This window comes from Rhizobium sp. BK251, from assembly GCF_004345245.1.
Taxonomy (GTDB): domain Bacteria; phylum Pseudomonadota; class Alphaproteobacteria; order Rhizobiales; family Rhizobiaceae; genus Rhizobium.
Map to the genome: position 1 here is coordinate 1 of NZ_SLUQ01000003.1, position 17,124 is coordinate 17,124.

The following is a 17,124-nucleotide window of genomic DNA, read 5'->3' on the forward strand; positions in this document are numbered from 1 at the left end:
CCGACGATCGCCACCGTCTCGCCCGGCATCACCGCAAACGACACGTCCCTCACCACCGGCCGCCACTCCCCGTCCACCAGGAACGACGTCGTCAGGTGCGACACGGACAGGACGGGGGTCGCGGGCGCGCGGTCGTTCATCATGGCTGCTTCGATGGTCATTGCATTGCCTTTGTTTCGTCTTCCATCTTCCTGGGATCAACCACCGCTGTCGAGCCTCAGAGCTTGAGGGGCGTGGCGAAGGAGGGCGAGGGGCGCCCTTCGGCGATCCGCGTCGCTTCGAGCGCCGCGATTTTGTTGTCGATCTCGCTCCTGTCCGTCAGCCCGCTCGGGTTCTGACGCGTCGGCATGGTTTCGGCGACATGCAGGTAGCGCTCCCGGGCGACGGCATGGAGGCGACGCAGCTCTTCCAGCGGATCGGAGTGGTCATCGGCGCGGATATTCAGCCAGGCGTAATCCTGGTCGCGGTAGACGACGAGAGCGGCAGACTGTTTCCCGCGCTTGTCTCCGCCGGCGTCTTCGCCGGCCTGCATGGCGTCCAGCAGCCTTTCGACAAGCGGCTTGCCAGATGATTTCTGGTAGACCGCAAGCGTCGTCTCGATGACCTGCGGGCCGGCCAGCATGTTGCCGGCGACCGAGATATTGTGGTCGACAAGGTGCCCGGCCCAGTCGATGCACTTGGAACCGGTGAAGGCGGCATTGCGGCCCTGCGCGTCGATCATGTGGAACTGGCGCTGCTCGCGGCCATCGTCGCGGCCGCTGAGGCGCGAGACGATCTCCTCCGGCGAATGGCCGGCAGTCAGCATCACCAGCCCGTCGGTGCCGTAAAGTGGGCTCACGAAGGCCTGGGTGGCGATCGCGCCGACCCTGCCCCTTATATGCGGCACGACGCTACCGACCGCGAAGAAGCGGCTGGCGACGGCGATGCCGAGGTGGCCTGTCTCGGGGCAGCGTGCGACGATCGACCAGGTCATCGGCTATCTCCCCACCGCATAGGCCTGCATGAGTCGCGGCGTAGCGGCGGCGCGCATCAGGCCATCGGCGTCGCGGCGAGCGGCGGTCAGGCGACCGACTGTCCACGGATCGGCGACCGTCAGTTCGTGGCCCTTCCGGCGGAGCGCATCAAGGACCTCGGCGCCGAAATTCGCCTCGGCCATGAGGCTGCCCGGCTGGCGCGTGCGCGGATAGAAGGAACTCGGGAAATGGGTCGTGTGGAACAGCGGTTGGTCGATCGCCGCCTGCAGGTTCAGCCCATGATGGACATAACGCAGGAAGAAGGCGAGCTGCCACTGGTCCTGCTGGTCGCCGCCCGGCGTGCCGAAGGCAAGTGTCGGACGGCCCTCATAAAGCGCGATCGACGGCGTCAGCGTCGTGCGCGGGCGCTTGCCGGGGGCGAGCGAGGAGGGCAGGCCGGGTTTCAGCCAGAACATCTGCGCCCGCGAGTTGAGGCAGAAGCCGAGGCCGGGGACGATCGGCGAGGATTGCAACCAGCCGCCTGACGGCGTGACCGACACCATGTTGCCCTCGCGATCGATGACGTCGACATGGACCGTGTCGCCGCGTTTTTCCGTCAGATGCGCCATGGTCGGCTCGTAGACAGCGCCGGCCTTCGCCTCGGGCGTTTCCAGCATCGCCATGGTCAGGTCATGCTGGCCCTCGAAGCTGGGAATCTTGCCGGGCCTGAGGTCGAAGGAAGCCTGGGGTCCGATCAGCTTCCGCCGTTCCCCGGCATAGGCATCCGAAAGTAGGTGGGCGACGGGCACGTCCGTGAAGCTCGGATCGCCGTAGTAGACCTCGCGATCGGCGAAGGCGAGCTTCATCGCCTCGACCACCGTGTGGACGAAGTCGGCGCCGGCCGGATCCATTGCGCTTAGATCGAAGCCCTTGAGCAGGGAGAGCGTCTGCAGGAATACCGGTCCCTGGCCCCACGGCCCGGTCTTGGCAACGGTCCAACCGTGGTAGTCGTAGGTGAGGGGTGCCTCGATCGTGGCCTGCCAGCCGGCCATGTCGTCAGCAGAGAGCACGCCCTTGTGACGGCTGCCGCTGGCATCCATGACCTCGGCTGTCTGCAGATACTTGTCGATCGCCTCGGCGACGAAGCCGCGGTAGAAGGCGTCGCGGGCTGCATCGATCTGCGCCTCGCGACCGCTCTTGGCCTCCGCTTCGGCAATGATGCGCTTCCAGGTCTCGGCGAGGACCGGATTCCTGAAGTTGGAATGTGGCTCCGGTGCAGAGCCGCCCGGCAGCCAGGTTTCGTACGAGGTCGGCCATTCCTTCTGGAAGAAGTCGCCTAGACCCTTGATGGTGGCTGCAACGCGCGGCAGCAACGGATGGCCGTTCTCGGCATAATAGATGGCGGGCTCCAGCACCTCGCGGACGGAAAGGCTGCCATAGTCGCGCAGCATCAGCATCCAGCCGTCGAACGCACCCGGAATGACCGTGGCGAGCAGGCCGTCGCCAGGGATGATCGAGAGACCGTCGCCCGTATAGTGCTCGATCGTGGCGCCGGCCGGGGTCGGGCCTTGAGCACAGATGACTTCGACCTTGTTCTTCTTCTTCGAATAGATGATGGCCGGCATGTCGCCGCCGGGTCCACAGAGATGCGGTTCGACGATCTGCAGCACGAAGCCGGCAGCGACCGCCGCGTCGAAGGCATTGCCGCCCTTTTCAAGGATGCTCATGCCGACGGCGGACGCGATCCAGTGGGTCGAGGTGACGACGCCGAAGGTGCCGAGAATTTCGGGACGGGTCGTGAAAGCGGTCATGACGTATTTCCTTTTCGATATTTATACTTCACGCGGGTCGAGCGCGTCGCGCAGCCCGTCGCCGAGAAGATTGAAGCCGATGACGACGAGGAAGATCGCAGCACCTGGCCACATCGCCATCCATGGCGCCTGGCTGAGGAAGTTCTTGGCGACGTTCAGCATCGAGCCCCAGCTCGGCGCCGGCGGCTGCTGGCCGAGGCCGAGAAAGGAGAGGCTTGCCTCGGCGATGATGGCGGTCGCGATCGTCAGCGTCGCCTGCACGAGGATCGGCGCGAAGACGTTCGGCAGGATGTAGCGGGTGATGATGCTGAAATGGCGAAGGCCGATCGAGCGGGCGCCTTCGACATATTCCTCCGTCTTCACCGCCAACACCTGGCCGCGCGTCAGCCGCACGAATACCGGCATGGCCGAGAGCCCGATCGCGATCATTGCATTGGTAAGGCTCGGCCCGAGAAAGGCAGCGAGCGCGATTGCCGTAATCAGGAAGGGCATGGCGAGGAAGGCTTCGGTGACGCGCGAGATGATCATGTCCGCCCAGCCGCCGAAATAACCGGCAATGAGCCCGAACGGCACGCCGACGAAGACGGCGATCGCCACCGAGAAGACACCCGCCATCAGTGATGCCTGGGCGCCCCATATCATGCGCGAGAGGATGTCGCGGCCGATATCGTCGGTGCCGAGCCAATGGGCGGCCGACGGCGCCTTGCGGATCGCCGACCAGCTCGTCGCCAGCGGATCGGGGATCGGCAGCAGAGGCGCCGAAAGGGCAAGCAGCGCAAAGAACAGGATGATGACGAGGCCGGCGACTGCCCCCTTGTTGGCTCGCATCTTGCGCCAGGCGCGGCTCGGTGAGCGTTGCGCGGTGGCGATCGGGACGGCCTGGGTCTGGTCGAGCGTCGTCATAGGGCGGCCCTCATGCGCGGGTTCAGCAGGACGTAGAGTATGTCGGCGACGAGGTTCATCAGGATAAAGCCGAAGGCGGTGCAAAGCACCACGCCTTGCACGACCGCATAGTCGCGGTTGAAGACGGCATCGACGATGAGCTTGCCGAAGCCGGGGATGGTGAAGATCTGCTCGGTGAGCACGGCTCCCGCGAGAAGCTCGCCGAAGAGGAGGGCGCTCAGCGTCACGATCGGCAGGACGGCGTTGCGGAAGCTGTGGGAGAGCACGACCACGGCCTCCGAAAGCCCCTTGGCGCGAGCGGTGCGGATATAGTCGGCGCTGAGAACGCTCAGCATCGAAGACCGGGTGTGGCGCATCAGCGTCGCGGCAAGCGCATTGCCCAGCACGAAGGAGGGCATGATCATTGTCTCTATCGAGCGCAGGGGATCGGCAAAGAACGGCTCGTAGCCGGAGGCGGGGAGCCAGCCGAGGTTCACCGAAACGAGCAGGATGAGCATGATGCCCAGCCAGAAGTTCGGGACCGACAGGCCCGAAAGGGCGACGAGATTGGCGAGATAGTCGATCATCGTGTTTTTCTTCACGGCAGCCAGGATGCCCATCGGCACGCCGATCACGAAAGCGAAGATCATCGACATGATCGCAAGCTGGATGGTGACGGGCAGCTTCTCGGCGACCAGCGTCAGCACCGGCTGATTGGTTCTCAGCGAAATGCCGAGATCGCCCTTCAGGACTGACCCCAGCCAATAGACATACTGATAGACCACCGGATCATTCAGCCGGTACTTTTCACGCAGGAAGTCCAGCACCTGGGGATCGCGCTCCTCGCCAGCCATGGCGAGGATCGGATCACCGGGCAGCAGCTTCTGCAGCGAGAAGACGAAGACCGATATGATCAGAAGCGTCGGTATGGCGACAAGCAGCCGTTTTCCAACGTAGCTATACATGGGCAATCCTGTGCGGCGATCGTTTCGACGGTCGAAAGGAGACCATGCGGGGCTCGGCTGGCCTCACCCCGCATGGCCTACGCTGGGGTCAGGAGCTTTTCTTGACGCCGACGAGGCGGATCATGCCATCCGGCGACGGGACAAAGCCGGTAACGCTCTTGTTCAGCGCCCAGATCCACGACTGGTGGCCGATGTAGATGATCGGCAGGTCTTCGTTCAGGATCACCGCGGCGGCGTCATACTTCTGCTTGCGCACCGCATTGTCCGTCGACTGCCGGGCCTCGTTCAGCAGCTTGTCCACTTCCGGGCTGCAGTACTTCGTGTCGTTGATACCGCCCTTGCAGGTGACGAACTGGTGGAGATTGCCATCGGGATCGACGCGGCCCGACCAGTCCGAACGGCTGAACTGATAGTTGCCGGCGGTCTGCTCGCTGAGCAGCGTCGCGAATTCCGTCGTCTTCAGGGTCACGTCGAACCCGGCCTCGGCGACCATCGCCTGGATTACCTGCATCATCTGCATGACGATCGGGCTGTTGGAGACCTGTATCTCGAGCGGGAACCGGTCGAATCCGGCCTCCTTCATGAGTGCCTTTGCCTTGTCCACGTCGCGTGCAGGGATGGGGATGTCCTTGTCGAACCACGGGCTGTTCGGCGGGAAGGGCTGGTTTCCGGCAACGGCCGTGCCCTCGAAGACCACCTGGTTTGCCGCATCGCGATCAATGGCGAGCGAGAAGGCCTGGCGCAGTCGCTTGTCCTTGCCGAAGGGGTTGTCGGCGCGCGGACCATTTCCGACGTTGGCGTAGATCGCCATATAGCCGGTGCCGACGGCATCGGCATAGGTCAGGTTGGGATCGCCCTTGACGGTTTCGGCGTCAGTGGCGGCCAGGCGCTCGATCATGTCAAGATCGCCGGAGCGCAGGTTGGCAAGGCGCACGGTGGTGTCTGGTATCGGCAGGTAGATGATCTTGTCGACGAAGACATTGTCCTTGTTCCAATAGTCCTGGAACTTCTCGAGCACGATGCGGTCCTGCTGGACGCGCTCGACGAACTTGAAGGGACCAGCGCAGACAGGATGATCGCCGAAGCTGGCGCCGAGTTCCTTGGCCGCCTTCGGGGAAACGATCATCCCGGCGCGGTCGGAAAGCTGGGCGAGAAGCGTCACGTCTGGGCTCTTCAACGTGAATTTCACCTCGTATTCACCGGTCGCCTCGACCTTCTCGACGGAGGTCAATTCGCTCTTGCGGCGCGATTCCGGAAGCGTCAGGTTGCGTTCGATGGTGGCGACGACGGCTTCCGCATTGAAGGGCGTCTCGTCATGGAACTTCACGCCTTCGCGAAGCTTCATGGTGAGCGCCTTGCCATCAGCGGACCAATTCCACTCGGTGGCAAGCTGCGGCACGATCTTCAGGTCCGGCGTCACGTCGACGAGCTTGTCGCACATTGCCGTATAGACGATGCGGCCAACGAAGGTGCGCGACTGGGCAGGATCGAGGACATCGGCATCATCCTGGAGACCGATCTTCAGTTCGACGGCGAGGCTGGGGAATGCGAGCAACGCTCCGGCAAGCAGCGTTGTCATGAATTTGGCGGTCTTCATCAAGTTCTCCTCTTATGGTTCTTTATTGTCGTTTGTTTTTATCGGGCGGGTTTGTTGCTTCCCCGCGCCTGTCGTTGCGCCCTGAGGCGAAAGTCAAAATTCAGGTCAGCTCCTCCCTGGCGTTGGGGTCGGCGTGATCGAGCGATGTCACACGGATCAGGCTTTCCTGGAGGGTGAGAAGATGCTGGCGCATCGCCTCTCCCGCCCTGGCGGGGTCGCGGGCTGCGATGGCATCCACGATCGCAGTGTGCTGGCCGTAGGTAACCGTCCGCGTCCTGCTGGCGTTGCGCGCCCGCTCGCGGATCGTCTGCCAGGCCTCGTCCTGCCGGACGCGGTTGATGACGTCGAAGATCGTCAGGAAGAAATGATTTCCGGCGCATTGAGCGATCTGGCGGTGGAGCGCGCCATCCCACAATTCGCGGCCGTCGGCGTCGCTGCTGTCGAAGATCTTGCCGACCAGTTCGTACATCCGCTCGACGTCCGCGGCCTTGGCGCGCATGGCTGCGAGCTGGGCAAGCTGCGGCTCGATGCGCAGGCGAACCTCCATGATCTCCATCAGGTCCGTGCCGGCGACGATGGAGTCGACGTGGTTGCTCCAGCCATCGGGGCGCGGGCCGGCGAAGGTGCCCGACCCCTGCCGGCGCCAGATGCGGTCCTCGGCTTCCAGGACTTCTAGGGCACGACGAATGGCGCGGCGGCTGACGCCGAAGGTTTCCGAGAGCGCGCGCTCGGTCGGCAGCTTGCCGTCGGCTTCGAGGCTCCCGGAGTTCAGCAGGCCGCGCAGCTTCTCCAGCGCGTAGTTAGAATTTTCCTGAGAGCCGCCATCTGACATGTTGCTAAAATGGTCCGAACCAATTTCGTATTGGTTCAATGCAATTCAATTTTGTTTCGCCGTCAAGCGCTTTTTTGTGCAGATTGTGCGCTGCACAACGATTGGGCAGATTCGAGTGGCGTGCATAGAAAAGCCTCGCTCACATGGCGGATGAGCGAGGCTTGGTTCGGTCGGACCTGAAGGGTCGGTTACTTTGGCCCGATCATGGTCTCAGGTCGCACGATGGCGTCGTATTCTTCAGCCGAGACGAGGCCGCTGGCGAGTGCCTCTTCCTTCAGGGTCGTGCCGTTCTTGTGCGCCGTCTTTGCGATCTTGGCGGCGTTGTCGTAGCCAATCTTCGGCGCCAGCGCGGTGACCAGCATCAGCGAGCGTTCGAGCCCGGCCTTGATGTTGTCCTCGCGCGCCTCGATGCCGACGACGCAATTGTCGGTGAACGAGACGGCGGCGTCGCCGAGGAGCTGGACCGACTGCAGGAAGTTGTAGGCCATCATGGGATTGTAGACGTTGAGCTCGAAATGGCCCTGGCTGCCAGCGAAGGTCAGCGCTGCGTGGTTGCCGAAGACATGGGCGCAGACCTGGGTCATCGCCTCGCACTGCGTCGGGTTCACCTTGCCGGGCATGATCGAGGAGCCAGGTTCGTTTTCGGGCAGCGAAAGCTCGCCGAGGCCGGCGCGCGGGCCCGAGCCGAGGAGGCGGATGTCGTTGGCGATCTTGAAGAGCGCCGCTGCAGCCGCATTGACGGCGCCATGGCTGAAGACCATCGAGTCATGGCCGGCAAGCGCTTCGAACTTGTTGGGTGCCGTAACGAAGGGCAGGCCGGTGATGTGCGCGATTTCAGAAGCGACTTTCTCGGCAAAGCCGACCGGGGCGTTCAGCCCGGTGCCGACCGCCGTGCCGCCCTGTGCGAGTTCGCTGAGGCCGGGCAGGGTCATCTCGATGCGCTTGATGGCGGATGCAACCTGGGCCGAGTAGCCGGAGAATTCCTGGCCGAGGGTGAGGGGGGTGGCGTCCTGAGTGTGCGTCCGGCCGATCTTGATGATGTGGGCGAAATCGCGGACCTTTTTTTCCAGCGCGGAATGCAGGTGGCGTAGCGCCGGCAGGAGATGGTGGACGATCTGCTCGGCGCAGGCGATGTGCATTGCCGTCGGATAGGTGTCGTTCGACGACTGGCTCATGTTGACATGGTCGTTCGGATGCACCGGCTTCTTGGAACCCATGACGCCGCCGAGCATCTCGATTGCGCGGTTTGAAATGACCTCGTTGGCATTCATGTTCGACTGCGTGCCGGAGCCCGTCTGCCAGACGACCAGCGGAAAATGGTCATTGAGCTTGCCGTCGATCACCTCCTGCGCTGCCTCGACGATCGCCTTGCCGATCTCCGGGTCGAGCTGGCCGAGTTCCACGTTCACGCGTGCTGCCGCCTGCTTGACGATGCCGAGGGCGCGGACGATCGACAGCGGCTGCTTTTCCCAGCCGATCTTGAAATTGCCGAGCGAACGCTGCGCCTGCGCGCCCCAATAGCGGTCGCTTGCCACTTCGATCGGGCCGAACGTATCGGTCTCCGTGCGAGTCGATGTCATTGTCATGCCTTTCCTTGGGTGATGCCGCGCTTGGGCGCGATGAGGAGATGGGCATTTATAGGCATGATTGGCCGCCAAGAAAACTCTCTTGCGAGCCATTTATGAATGCCGTTATCAGGATTTCCGCGCGGGGGAATCGCCGGCTTTTCCGAGAGGCGCGGGCCGCTGGAGAACTGCCCTGAAGGCGGGTCTTCACAGGGTGCCGTGCCTTTTATGACACGCCCTTGATTTAATCGCCCCGGCGGCATTTCTCGCCTGTCCTTGCGGTAGAAAATTCCGTAAAAAATTAACTAATAATTTCATAATTTTGTGTGAATTGGCAGTCGTCGGAACAAGCTGCCGCCTCACGCAAGGTTGTGTTTCCGGCACTTGTGGCCGCGCGTACGTTCGGTTTGATAGACCGAGCGCCGCAAGATTTCCCGCGCGCGACCGGACTGTGAATTTCGCCTATGAAGGCAACCGCACGATACGAACTGGAAAAAGCATGAATTTTCTCACGAAAGGCGCCGTTTCGGCGCTGGCTCTCTCCTGTGGCATGGCAGTGATGGACGCAACGCCGGCTCATGCGATCACGTTGCTGGATTTCATCCGAGGCGGTCCGAAGAGCCGTGGCGAGAGCACGATCATCGATCCTTCGCAGGGGGGGCGGCTGTTGCGCGCACCGCAGGATCCGACGCCGCTGCCGACCGTCAGCTCGCCGCGCTACTACACCTACAGTGCCGACGCGCTTCGTTTCATCGATACGGAGAAGTTCGCGGACCCGGTGGTTACAGGGGCAGTCGCGACTGCAGGCCCGCTCGCCGACACGACACCGGTCGACGAACGCCGCTTCCTGATCGAGGCTCACGTCAAGGCGAACAATGACGTCGCCAAGGCTGTCGAAGCCTATTATTCCGACAACAGCCGCCCGCTCGTGTGGGTCTCCGGCACGGAAATCAACGACAAGGCAAAGGCCGCGCTCGCGTTTCTTGCCGATGTCGGTACGGTCGGCCTTGATCCGGCCGATTATGCTGTCCAGCCGCCCGTCCTTGACCCGGCCAACCCCGATACGTCCGCGCGCAGCCGCGCGCTGATGCAGTTCGAGCTGCAGCTTTCCGCAAATGTGCTGACCTATGTGCAGGATACAATCCGCGGGCGCGTCGATCCCAACCGGATTTCCGGCTACCACGACTTCAAGCGCAAGGACGTCAATCTCGTTCCGGTCCTCAAGCTCATCCGCATGAGCCCTGATGTTGCCGCCTATCTCGGCAGCCGCAGTCCCGACGGCATCCAGTTCGTCGCGCTCAAGGCGGAGCTTGCCAAGCTCAGGGCAGCGGATGCCGCCGACGGCAACCAGATCACGATTTCGCTGACGTCGCTGCTGCGCCCCGGCGAGAGCTCGCCGGAAATGGCAAACGTCGTCAAGGCGATCGACAAGCACGGTTCGCCGGCGCTGAAGGCCGAACACGCTGCGACACTTGCCTCCTACGCGCAGGCACCGGAATACACGCCGGAGCTCGTGGCGCTGGTAGAGGGTTTCCAGAAGGAAAAGGGCCTGAAGCCTGACGGCGTTATCGGCCAGTCGACGGTTCGCGCCATGGTCGGCGAGAGCAACGCGGCCAAGATCGAGAAGCTTGTCGTCGCGATGGAACAGGCGCGCTGGCTGCCGGAAGATCTCGGGTCGCGCTACGTCTTCATCAACCAGCCGGCCTTTATGGTCTACTACTACAACGACGGTAAGCAGCAGCTTTCGATGCGCGCCGTGGTCGGCCAGAAGACGCACCAGACCTTCTTCTTCCAGGACCAGATCGAGACGGTCGAGTTCAATCCGTTCTGGGGCGTTCCGCAGTCCATCATCATCAACGAGATGCTGCCGAAGCTGCGTTCCGACCCGGGCTATCTGGACCGGATGGGATACGAAGTGGCGGTCAATGGGCGCGCAGTCTCTTCCTCCAGCGTCGACTGGTACGGCTCCACGAAGGCAATCTCCGTTCGCCAGCCGCCGAGTGACGACAACGCTCTCGGCGAACTGAAGATCCTCTTCCCGAACTCACATGCGATCTACATGCATGACACGCCGTCCAAGAGCTTCTTCAAGAAAGACATGCGTGCGCTCAGCCACGGATGCGTGCGCCTTGCCGAGCCGCGTGCAATGGCAGCGGCCGTGCTGAACACGACGGTCGATCAGATCGGCAAGGAGATTGCGACGGGCCAGAACCATGCGCAGCAGGTCCCGCAGCGGATACCAGTCTACGTGTCCTACTTCACGGCCTGGCCGAACAAGGACGGTGTCATCGAGTACTTCAACGATGTCTACGACCGCGACAGCTATGTCGAGAAGGCCTTCGACATCACGACGAAGTCTCGCGAAGCGCAGATCTGACGCGGCGCACCCTGCACGCCATCGAAAAGAGGCGGCCATCGGCCGCCTCTTTAAACTGCTGACAAAGCCATCAACCCGATTGATCGCTTGGAGCGCAGCCAAACACCCAGCCGTCATACCGGCCTTGAGCCGGTATCCAGCGCGATCAAGACCTTGATCGCGAAAGACTCTTTCGCCGCGCAGACGCGCGGCGGGCTGGATTCCGGCTCAAGGCCGGAATGACGGAGGATCAAGGTGTGTCGATCCACAAGAGGTTTGTCAGCAGTCAAAAGAGACGGCCATTGGCCGCCTTTTGGCGTTTCAGGCGAGCGATTTGCGCTGCTGCGAGGGCGAGAGGAGGTTTTCCACGAGTGCCGGCGTCAGCTCGCGGAAGTGGCTGATCAGGCGATCCGGGCCGAGCGTGTCGACCGGCACGTCCGAATAGCCGAACGGCACTGCGATGGAAGGAACGCCGGCATTGCGGGCGACCAGAATGTCGTTGATGCTGTCGCCGACCATCACGGTGCGGGAAAGATCCCCACCGGCGCGCTCGACGGTGCCGGCGAGATGGGCTGCCTCGGGCTTGCGCACGGCGAAGGTATCACCACCAGTGATCGCGTCGAAGTACCCGGTCAGGCTGAGGCGCTCGATCAAAGTGACCGCGAGTGATTCAAGCTTGTTCGTGCAGACGGCGAGCTTGAAGCCTTCCGCCTTCATCTTGTCCATCGCAGCGACGACACCTTCGTAGGGCGTGCTGTCGCCAGGCATCGTCTGCGTGTAGAAGTCGATGAAGCGCTCCAGCAGAGGCGGCAGTTCTTCCCGGTTCAGCGTGTGGCCACGCAGCCGGCAAGCGCGCTCGATCATCGCCTGGGCGCCGTGCCCGACGAGATGGGTGAGGTCGTCATAGGTGACGGGCGCAAGGTCGAGGGCGGCTATGGTGTGGTTGAGGCTGGCGACGAGATCGGGAGCTGTGTCGACCAGGGTTCCATCGAGATCGAATACGACGAGTGCGGGCTTCAATCGTGGGCCTTTCCGGCAATAGGGCTATGCGGTAACTCGAGTAGGGGATTGCGGCGGGAAACGCAATGTCGTTCCGACCGGCTGGTTGGAAGGACGGGGTTTCGAAGCCGGTTTTCCATTTTCGCGCTGCTATTTTGGCTTTCGTTTGTAACACGGGCCGTGTAAACAGCACTCCAACGAAACGGTCGGGAGCATGCGGCGTATGGACGCCCGCGAAATGAAGATCAAGGCGGCTGAGGCCGCGCTGGCCTATGTCGAGGACGGCATGCGCCTCGGCATCGGAACGGGCAGCACGGCGGAGGAGTTTGTCAGGCTGTTGGCCGAGAAGGTTGCCGGCGGGCTGAAAGTCGAAGGCGTTCCGACTTCGGAACGGACCGCACGGCTTTGCGTCGAGCTTGGCGTGTCCTTGAAATCCCTGGACGAGCTGCCGGAACTCGACCTGACCATCGACGGCGCCGACGAGGTGGACGAGCATTTGCGCCTCATCAAGGGTGGGGGCGGCGCTCTCCTGCGCGAGAAGATCGTTGCGAGTGCCTCGACGCGGATGATCGTCATTGCCGACGAGAGCAAGGTCGTCGCGACGCTTGGCGCATTTCCGCTGCCGATCGAGGTCAATCCGTTCGGTCTGGTCACGACCCGGCTCGCAATCGAAAGGGTGGCCTCCCGTCTCGGCCTCACCGGCGACTTGCGCCTGCGGCAATCCGGCGACGGAGCATTCACGACGGACGGCGGCCACTATATTATTGATGCATCTTTTGGCCGTATTCCTGATGCAGAGGCGCTTTCTATTGAGCTGAATTCCATCCCCGGAGTTGTGGAACACGGACTCTTCATTAACATGGCGACGCTTGCGATCATTGCCGGAGCGGCAGGGGCGCGGACGCTTGAAGCGAAAAGATAACAGGAGCATTGAACTCATGATGAAACTTGCGGGTCTTGGTCGTCTTGCCGTTGCGGCTGTCGTCCTTTCCGGCGTCTCGCTTGGCTCGTCCGCGGGCGCGCAGGAGGTTTCCGAGGAGCAGCTGAAGGCGGCGCGGGCCGCCATCGATTCGCTCGGCGTGACCAACCAGTTCGACAATATCCTGCCGAATCTGGCCGAGCGTCTGAAGGGCAGCATGATCCAGGCTTCGCCCAATTACGGCGAGCAGATTTCGTCCGCAGTCGACCAGCAGGCATTGTCGCTTGCTTCTCGCCGCGCCGACCTGGAGCGTGAATCCGCTACCATCTATGCAAAGACCTTCACCGTAGATGAGCTGAAGGCCATTGCCGCCTTCTACGGCTCCCCGGCTGGCCAGAAGCTCCTCAAGGACGGCCCGATCGCTTCGCGTGAACTGATCAAGGCTGCAAACATCTGGTCTGCCGGCATCTCGCGCGATCTCGCAGCGCAGAGCAACAAGGCGCTCAGTGCGGTCATCAAGGAGCCGCTGCCGAGCATCGGCGACGATCTTGCAACGCCGGGCAGCGTCACTCCCGCGCCGACGCCTCAGCAGTAATCCTGCCGTCTGACAGATTCGAAAGCCCGGACACGCTGCCGGGCTTTTCTTTTTGCGATCCCAAACACTATATGAGGCTGCGCGCCCCGGCGCTGAGGCCTGCAGGAGCTTTCCATGTCTTCCTTTGACTACGATCTGTTTGTAATTGGCGGTGGTTCGGGGGGCGTTCGCGCCGCTCGCGTCGCGGCATCGCTTGGGAAGCGCGTCGGGATCGCTGAGGAATACCGCTATGGCGGCACCTGCGTCATCCGCGGTTGCGTGCCGAAGAAGCTGTTCGTCTATGCCTCGCAGTACCACGAGCATTTCGAGGATGCGGCGGGCTTCGGCTGGACCGTTGGCGAGAGCACTTTCGACTGGAACAAGCTCATCGAGGCCAAGGACAAGGAAATTGCGCGGCTCGAAGGCATCTACCGCAAGGGCCTTGATAATGCCAAGGCGGACATCTTCGATACCCGTGCCGAACTGGTGGACGCCCATACGGTGCATCTGGTGAGGGCCGGCAGGACGGTAACTGCCAAGACGATTGTGATCGCGACCGGCGGTGCTCCCAATCCGCATAACGCGCTGCCGGGGCATGAATACTGCATTTCCTCGAACGAGGCTTTCCACCTGAAGGCGTTGCCCAAGGCGATCCTGATCGCGGGCGGCGGCTATATCGCCGTCGAGTTCGCCAACATATTCCACGGGCTCGGCGTGGAGACGACGCTGATCTATCGTGGCTCCGAGATTCTTTCGCGCTTCGACCAAGATCTTCGCCGTGGCCTGCATGCCGCAATGGAAGCGAAGGGTATCCGTATTCTCTGCCACGACATCATCGAAGAGGTGACGAAGACGGAAGAGGGGCTGCGCGCACGGACGAAGAACGGAAAGGTGCTCGACGTCGGCACGGTGATGCTGGCGCTCGGGCGAGACCCGAACACAAAGGGGCTGGGCCTCGAGGCCGCAGGCGTCAAGCTCGACGAGCGCGGCGCGGTCGTCGTCGATGAATATTCGCGCACCACCGTCGACAACATCTATGCGCTCGGCGATGTCACCGATCGGGTACAGCTGACGCCGGTCGCCATCCATGAGGCGATGTGCTTTGTCGAGACGGTCTACAAGAACAACCCGACGAAGCCCGATCATGACACGATCGCGACGGCGGTGTTCTCGCAGCCGGAGATCGGCACCGTCGGCCTGACCGAGGAAGACGCCGCCAAGCGCTTCAGGGAGATCGAGGTCTATCGTGCCGAATTCCGACCGATGAAGGCGACGCTCTCGGGGCGTGCCGAGAAGATGATCATGAAGCTGATCGTCAATGCCGAAGACCGGAAGGTTGTCGGCGCCCATATCCTCGGCCATGACGCCGGCGAGATGGCGCAGCTTCTCGGCATTACCTTGAAGGCCGGCTGCACCAAGGACGACTTCGACCGGACGATGGCAGTTCACCCGACGGCGGCGGAGGAACTGGTGACGATGTATTCTCCGAGCTACCGCATCCGCAATGGTGAGCGGGTGTGATGCGGAATCGTCGATCTGCGCTTCTGGCTGTTCGGTGATAGCTGGAGCCGACCAGGGGGGAGTCGCCCATGATTGCATTCAGGCCGATGCGTAGCAGCGAATTCCCGGGGTATCTGGATTATTTCATCCCGGAATACGCGGTGGAGATTTCTGCGAACTATGGTCTGTCCGACGCTGAAGCTCTTGCGCAGGCCAAGCGCGAAATCGTCGACGATCTCCCCGATGGCACGCAGACACACGGGCATACGCTGCTCTGCATAACCGACGACGAGAGCGGAGATGACGATGTCGTCGGTTATCTCTGGTATCGCCGCAGCGAGGATTTGGGCTTTGTCTTCATCAATGACTTCCATATCTTTGCGGCACATCAGGGCAAGGGTTATGGGAAGAGCGCGCTGAATGCCCTGGAGGCGGAGCTTTCCGATGCGGGTGTTGAACATATCCGGTTGCGCGTGGCCGCCGACAACGAGCGTGCACAGCATGTCTACCGGCACTGCGGATTTCGCACGACCGGGTTCAACATGAGCAAACGCATCGGCAAGGCCTGACAGCCGGCGGCTGCAGATCCGCCGGAAATCAGGCAGTGGAGAGCAGGCTCTTCGAGGACTGACGAAAAGTGGCTTTGAGGTCGCGTTCAGGCGGCCTGGACAAAAGACGCAGGCGCTCTTCGGGGTGCTATGCAAGCGGGCGGCAAGGCGTTATAAGCCGCCGTTATTTATCGATGACGGGACATCCGGCCGTGAACCGGGTGCAGAACAGGTGAGCGAGATGGCACAGAATTGGAACCCGAGCAGTTGGCGGCACAAACCGATCCAGCAGGTGCCGGAATATCCGGACAAGGCGGCCCTTGCGGCCACCGAGGCACAGCTCGCGACCTATCCGCCGCTCGTCTTTGCCGGTGAAGCACGCCGCCTGAAGAAGGCGTTGGCAAATGTCTCGGAAGGCAAGGGCTTCCTGCTACAGGGCGGCGATTGTGCCGAGAGCTTCGCCGAACACGGCGCCGACACGATCCGCGACTTCTTCCGCGCCTTCCTGCAGATGGCCGTCGTTCTGACGTTCGGCGCCCAGCTGCCGGTCGTCAAGGTCGGCCGCATCGCCGGCCAGTTCGCGAAGCCGCGCAGCTCGGCCTTCGAGAAGCAGGGCGACCAGACGCTGCTGACCTACCGCGGCGACATCGTCAATGGCACGGAGTTCACCGAAGAGTCTCGCACGCCCAATCCGGAGCGGCAGATCATGGCCTACCGCCAGTCTGCGGCTACGCTGAACCTGCTGCGCGCCTTCGCCATGGGTGGCTACGCCAACCTGGAAAACGTGCACCAGTGGATGCTGGGCTTCGTCAAGGACAGCCCGCAGGGTGAGCGCTACCGCAAACTCGCTGACCGCATCAGCGAGACGATGGACTTCATGAAGGCGGTGGGCATCACCGCCGACAACAATCCGAGCCTTCGCGAGACGGATTTCTTCACCAGCCACGAGGCGCTGCTTCTGGGCTATGAAGAGGCGCTGACCCGCGTCGATTCCACGTCCGGCGACTGGTATGCGACGTCAGGCCACATGATCTGGATCGGCGACCGCACGCGCCAGGTCGACCATGCGCATGTGGAGTATTTCCGCGGCATCAAGAACCCGATCGGGCTGAAGTGCGGTCCGTCGCTGACGCCCGATAACCTGATCGAGCTGATCGACGTCCTGAATCCGGCCAACGAGGCCGGTCGATTGACGCTGATCTGCCGGTTCGGCCACGACAAGGTAGCGGAATCCTTGCCGAAGCTCATCCGCGCCGTCGAGCGCGAGGGCCGCAAGGTGGTCTGGTCCTGCGACCCGATGCACGGCAACACGATCACGCTCAACAACTACAAGACCCGTCCGTTCGAGCGCATCCTGTCGGAAGTCGAAAGCTTCTTCCAGATTCACCGCGCCGAAGGCACGCATCCGGGCGGCATCCATATCGAGATGACCGGCAAGGACGTGACGGAATGCACGGGTGGCGCGCGCGCCGTGACGGCTGACGACCTGCAGGACCGCTACCACACCCATTGCGACCCGCGGCTCAATGCCGACCAGGCGCTGGAACTCGCCTTCCTTCTTGCCGAGCGCATGAAGGGCGGTCGCGACGAGAAGCGGCTGGCGGCCAACGGCTGAAGGCCTGC

14 protein-coding genes are annotated in these 17,124 nt (G+C 62.5%); 6 read left to right on the forward strand and 8 right to left on the reverse strand.

Translation table 11 applies throughout. From position 1 onward, the window contains the following. Positions 1 to 217 precede the first annotated feature (217 nt). The 7 genes from EV286_RS07100 to fumC form a co-directional block, all read right to left on the reverse strand. The gene (locus tag EV286_RS07100) at positions 218 to 973 is read right to left on the reverse strand and encodes a DUF1028 domain-containing protein (RefSeq protein ID WP_132956339.1); all 756 of its coding nucleotides are present in this window, start codon (positions 971 to 973) and stop codon (positions 218 to 220) included. Between the two features lie 3 nt (positions 974 to 976). Then, a complete protein-coding gene (locus EV286_RS07105) occupies positions 977 to 2,764 on the reverse strand; it encodes a gamma-glutamyltransferase family protein (RefSeq protein ID WP_132956340.1) in 1,788 nt (595 codons plus the stop codon). Positions 2,765 to 2,785: 21 nt separating this feature from the next. Further along, a complete protein-coding gene (locus EV286_RS07110) occupies positions 2,786 to 3,667 on the reverse strand; it encodes an ABC transporter permease (protein ID WP_132956341.1) in 882 nt (293 codons plus the stop codon). Beyond that, positions 3,664 to 4,611: an ABC transporter permease gene (locus EV286_RS07115; RefSeq protein ID WP_132956342.1), complete on the reverse strand. Its 948-nt coding sequence runs from the start codon at positions 4,609 to 4,611 to the stop codon at positions 3,664 to 3,666. The genes EV286_RS07110 and EV286_RS07115 overlap by 4 nt, the downstream gene beginning before the upstream one ends. A gap of 88 nt (positions 4,612 to 4,699) precedes the next feature. Continuing rightward, positions 4,700 to 6,208: an ABC transporter substrate-binding protein gene (locus tag EV286_RS07120; protein ID WP_132956343.1), complete on the reverse strand. Its 1,509-nt coding sequence runs from the start codon at positions 6,206 to 6,208 to the stop codon at positions 4,700 to 4,702. Between the two features lie 100 nt (positions 6,209 to 6,308). Then, entirely contained in the window at positions 6,309 to 7,040 is a 732-nt protein-coding gene (locus EV286_RS07125; protein WP_132956344.1) for a FadR/GntR family transcriptional regulator, read from the reverse strand. 188 nt (positions 7,041 to 7,228) lie between these two features. Continuing rightward, a complete protein-coding gene (fumC, locus tag EV286_RS07130) occupies positions 7,229 to 8,620 on the reverse strand; it encodes a class II fumarate hydratase (protein ID WP_132956345.1) in 1,392 nt (463 codons plus the stop codon). A gap of 484 nt (positions 8,621 to 9,104) precedes the next feature. Here fumC and EV286_RS07135 point away from each other — a divergent pair, with 484 nt between their 5' ends. Beyond that, positions 9,105 to 10,982: a L,D-transpeptidase family protein gene (locus tag EV286_RS07135; RefSeq protein ID WP_132956346.1), complete on the forward strand. Its 1,878-nt coding sequence runs from the start codon at positions 9,105 to 9,107 to the stop codon at positions 10,980 to 10,982. A 300-nt stretch (positions 10,983 to 11,282) separates the two neighbouring features. Here EV286_RS07135 and EV286_RS07140 read toward each other — a convergent pair whose 3' ends face one another. Beyond that, on the reverse strand, positions 11,283 to 11,981 hold the full coding sequence (locus EV286_RS07140) for an HAD family hydrolase (RefSeq protein WP_132956347.1): 699 nt from the start codon (positions 11,979 to 11,981) through the stop codon (positions 11,283 to 11,285). Positions 11,982 to 12,183: 202 nt separating this feature from the next. Between EV286_RS07140 and rpiA the strand changes: the two genes are divergently transcribed. The 5 genes from rpiA (at position 12,184) to EV286_RS07165 (ending at position 17,116) form a co-directional block, all read left to right on the forward strand. Beyond that, entirely contained in the window at positions 12,184 to 12,882 is a 699-nt protein-coding gene (gene rpiA, locus EV286_RS07145; RefSeq protein WP_132956348.1) for a ribose-5-phosphate isomerase RpiA, read from the forward strand. A gap of 16 nt (positions 12,883 to 12,898) precedes the next feature. After that, complete coding sequence (locus tag EV286_RS07150) at positions 12,899 to 13,474, forward strand: DUF2059 domain-containing protein (protein WP_132956349.1); 576 nt, start codon at positions 12,899 to 12,901, stop codon at positions 13,472 to 13,474. A gap of 114 nt (positions 13,475 to 13,588) precedes the next feature. After that, positions 13,589 to 14,974: a glutathione-disulfide reductase gene (gor, locus tag EV286_RS07155; RefSeq protein ID WP_132956350.1), complete on the forward strand. Its 1,386-nt coding sequence runs from the start codon at positions 13,589 to 13,591 to the stop codon at positions 14,972 to 14,974. A gap of 68 nt (positions 14,975 to 15,042) precedes the next feature. After that, positions 15,043 to 15,522: a GNAT family N-acetyltransferase gene (locus EV286_RS07160; protein WP_132956351.1), complete on the forward strand. Its 480-nt coding sequence runs from the start codon at positions 15,043 to 15,045 to the stop codon at positions 15,520 to 15,522. Positions 15,523 to 15,742: 220 nt separating this feature from the next. Next, complete coding sequence (locus tag EV286_RS07165; RefSeq protein WP_132956352.1) at positions 15,743 to 17,116, forward strand: 3-deoxy-7-phosphoheptulonate synthase class II; 1,374 nt, start codon at positions 15,743 to 15,745, stop codon at positions 17,114 to 17,116. Positions 17,117 to 17,124 lie beyond the last annotated feature (8 nt).

Excerpts from the sequence above, each read along its gene's own strand:
- EV286_RS07100 (WP_132956339.1), bottom strand. The coding sequence starts at position 973 with ATGACCTGGTCGATCGTCGCACGCTGCCCCGAGACAGGCCACCTCGGC.
- EV286_RS07105 (WP_132956340.1), bottom strand. The coding sequence starts at position 2,764 with ATGACCGCTTTCACGACCCGTCCCGAAATTCTCGGCACCTTCGGCGTC.
- EV286_RS07110 (WP_132956341.1), bottom strand. The coding sequence starts at position 3,667 with ATGACGACGCTCGACCAGACCCAGGCCGTCCCGATCGCCACCGCGCAA.
- EV286_RS07115 (WP_132956342.1), bottom strand. The coding sequence starts at position 4,611 with ATGTATAGCTACGTTGGAAAACGGCTGCTTGTCGCCATACCGACGCTT.
- EV286_RS07120 (WP_132956343.1), bottom strand. The coding sequence starts at position 6,208 with ATGAAGACCGCCAAATTCATGACAACGCTGCTTGCCGGAGCGTTGCTC.
- EV286_RS07125 (WP_132956344.1), bottom strand. The coding sequence starts at position 7,040 with ATGTCAGATGGCGGCTCTCAGGAAAATTCTAACTACGCGCTGGAGAAG.
- fumC (WP_132956345.1), bottom strand. The coding sequence starts at position 8,620 with ATGACATCGACTCGCACGGAGACCGATACGTTCGGCCCGATCGAAGTG.
- EV286_RS07135 (WP_132956346.1), top strand. The coding sequence starts at position 9,105 with ATGAATTTTCTCACGAAAGGCGCCGTTTCGGCGCTGGCTCTCTCCTGT.
- rpiA (WP_132956348.1), top strand. The coding sequence starts at position 12,184 with ATGGACGCCCGCGAAATGAAGATCAAGGCGGCTGAGGCCGCGCTGGCC.
- EV286_RS07150 (WP_132956349.1), top strand. The coding sequence starts at position 12,899 with ATGATGAAACTTGCGGGTCTTGGTCGTCTTGCCGTTGCGGCTGTCGTC.
- gor (WP_132956350.1), top strand. The coding sequence starts at position 13,589 with ATGTCTTCCTTTGACTACGATCTGTTTGTAATTGGCGGTGGTTCGGGG.
- EV286_RS07160 (WP_132956351.1), top strand. The coding sequence starts at position 15,043 with ATGATTGCATTCAGGCCGATGCGTAGCAGCGAATTCCCGGGGTATCTG.
- EV286_RS07165 (WP_132956352.1), top strand. The coding sequence starts at position 15,743 with ATGGCACAGAATTGGAACCCGAGCAGTTGGCGGCACAAACCGATCCAG.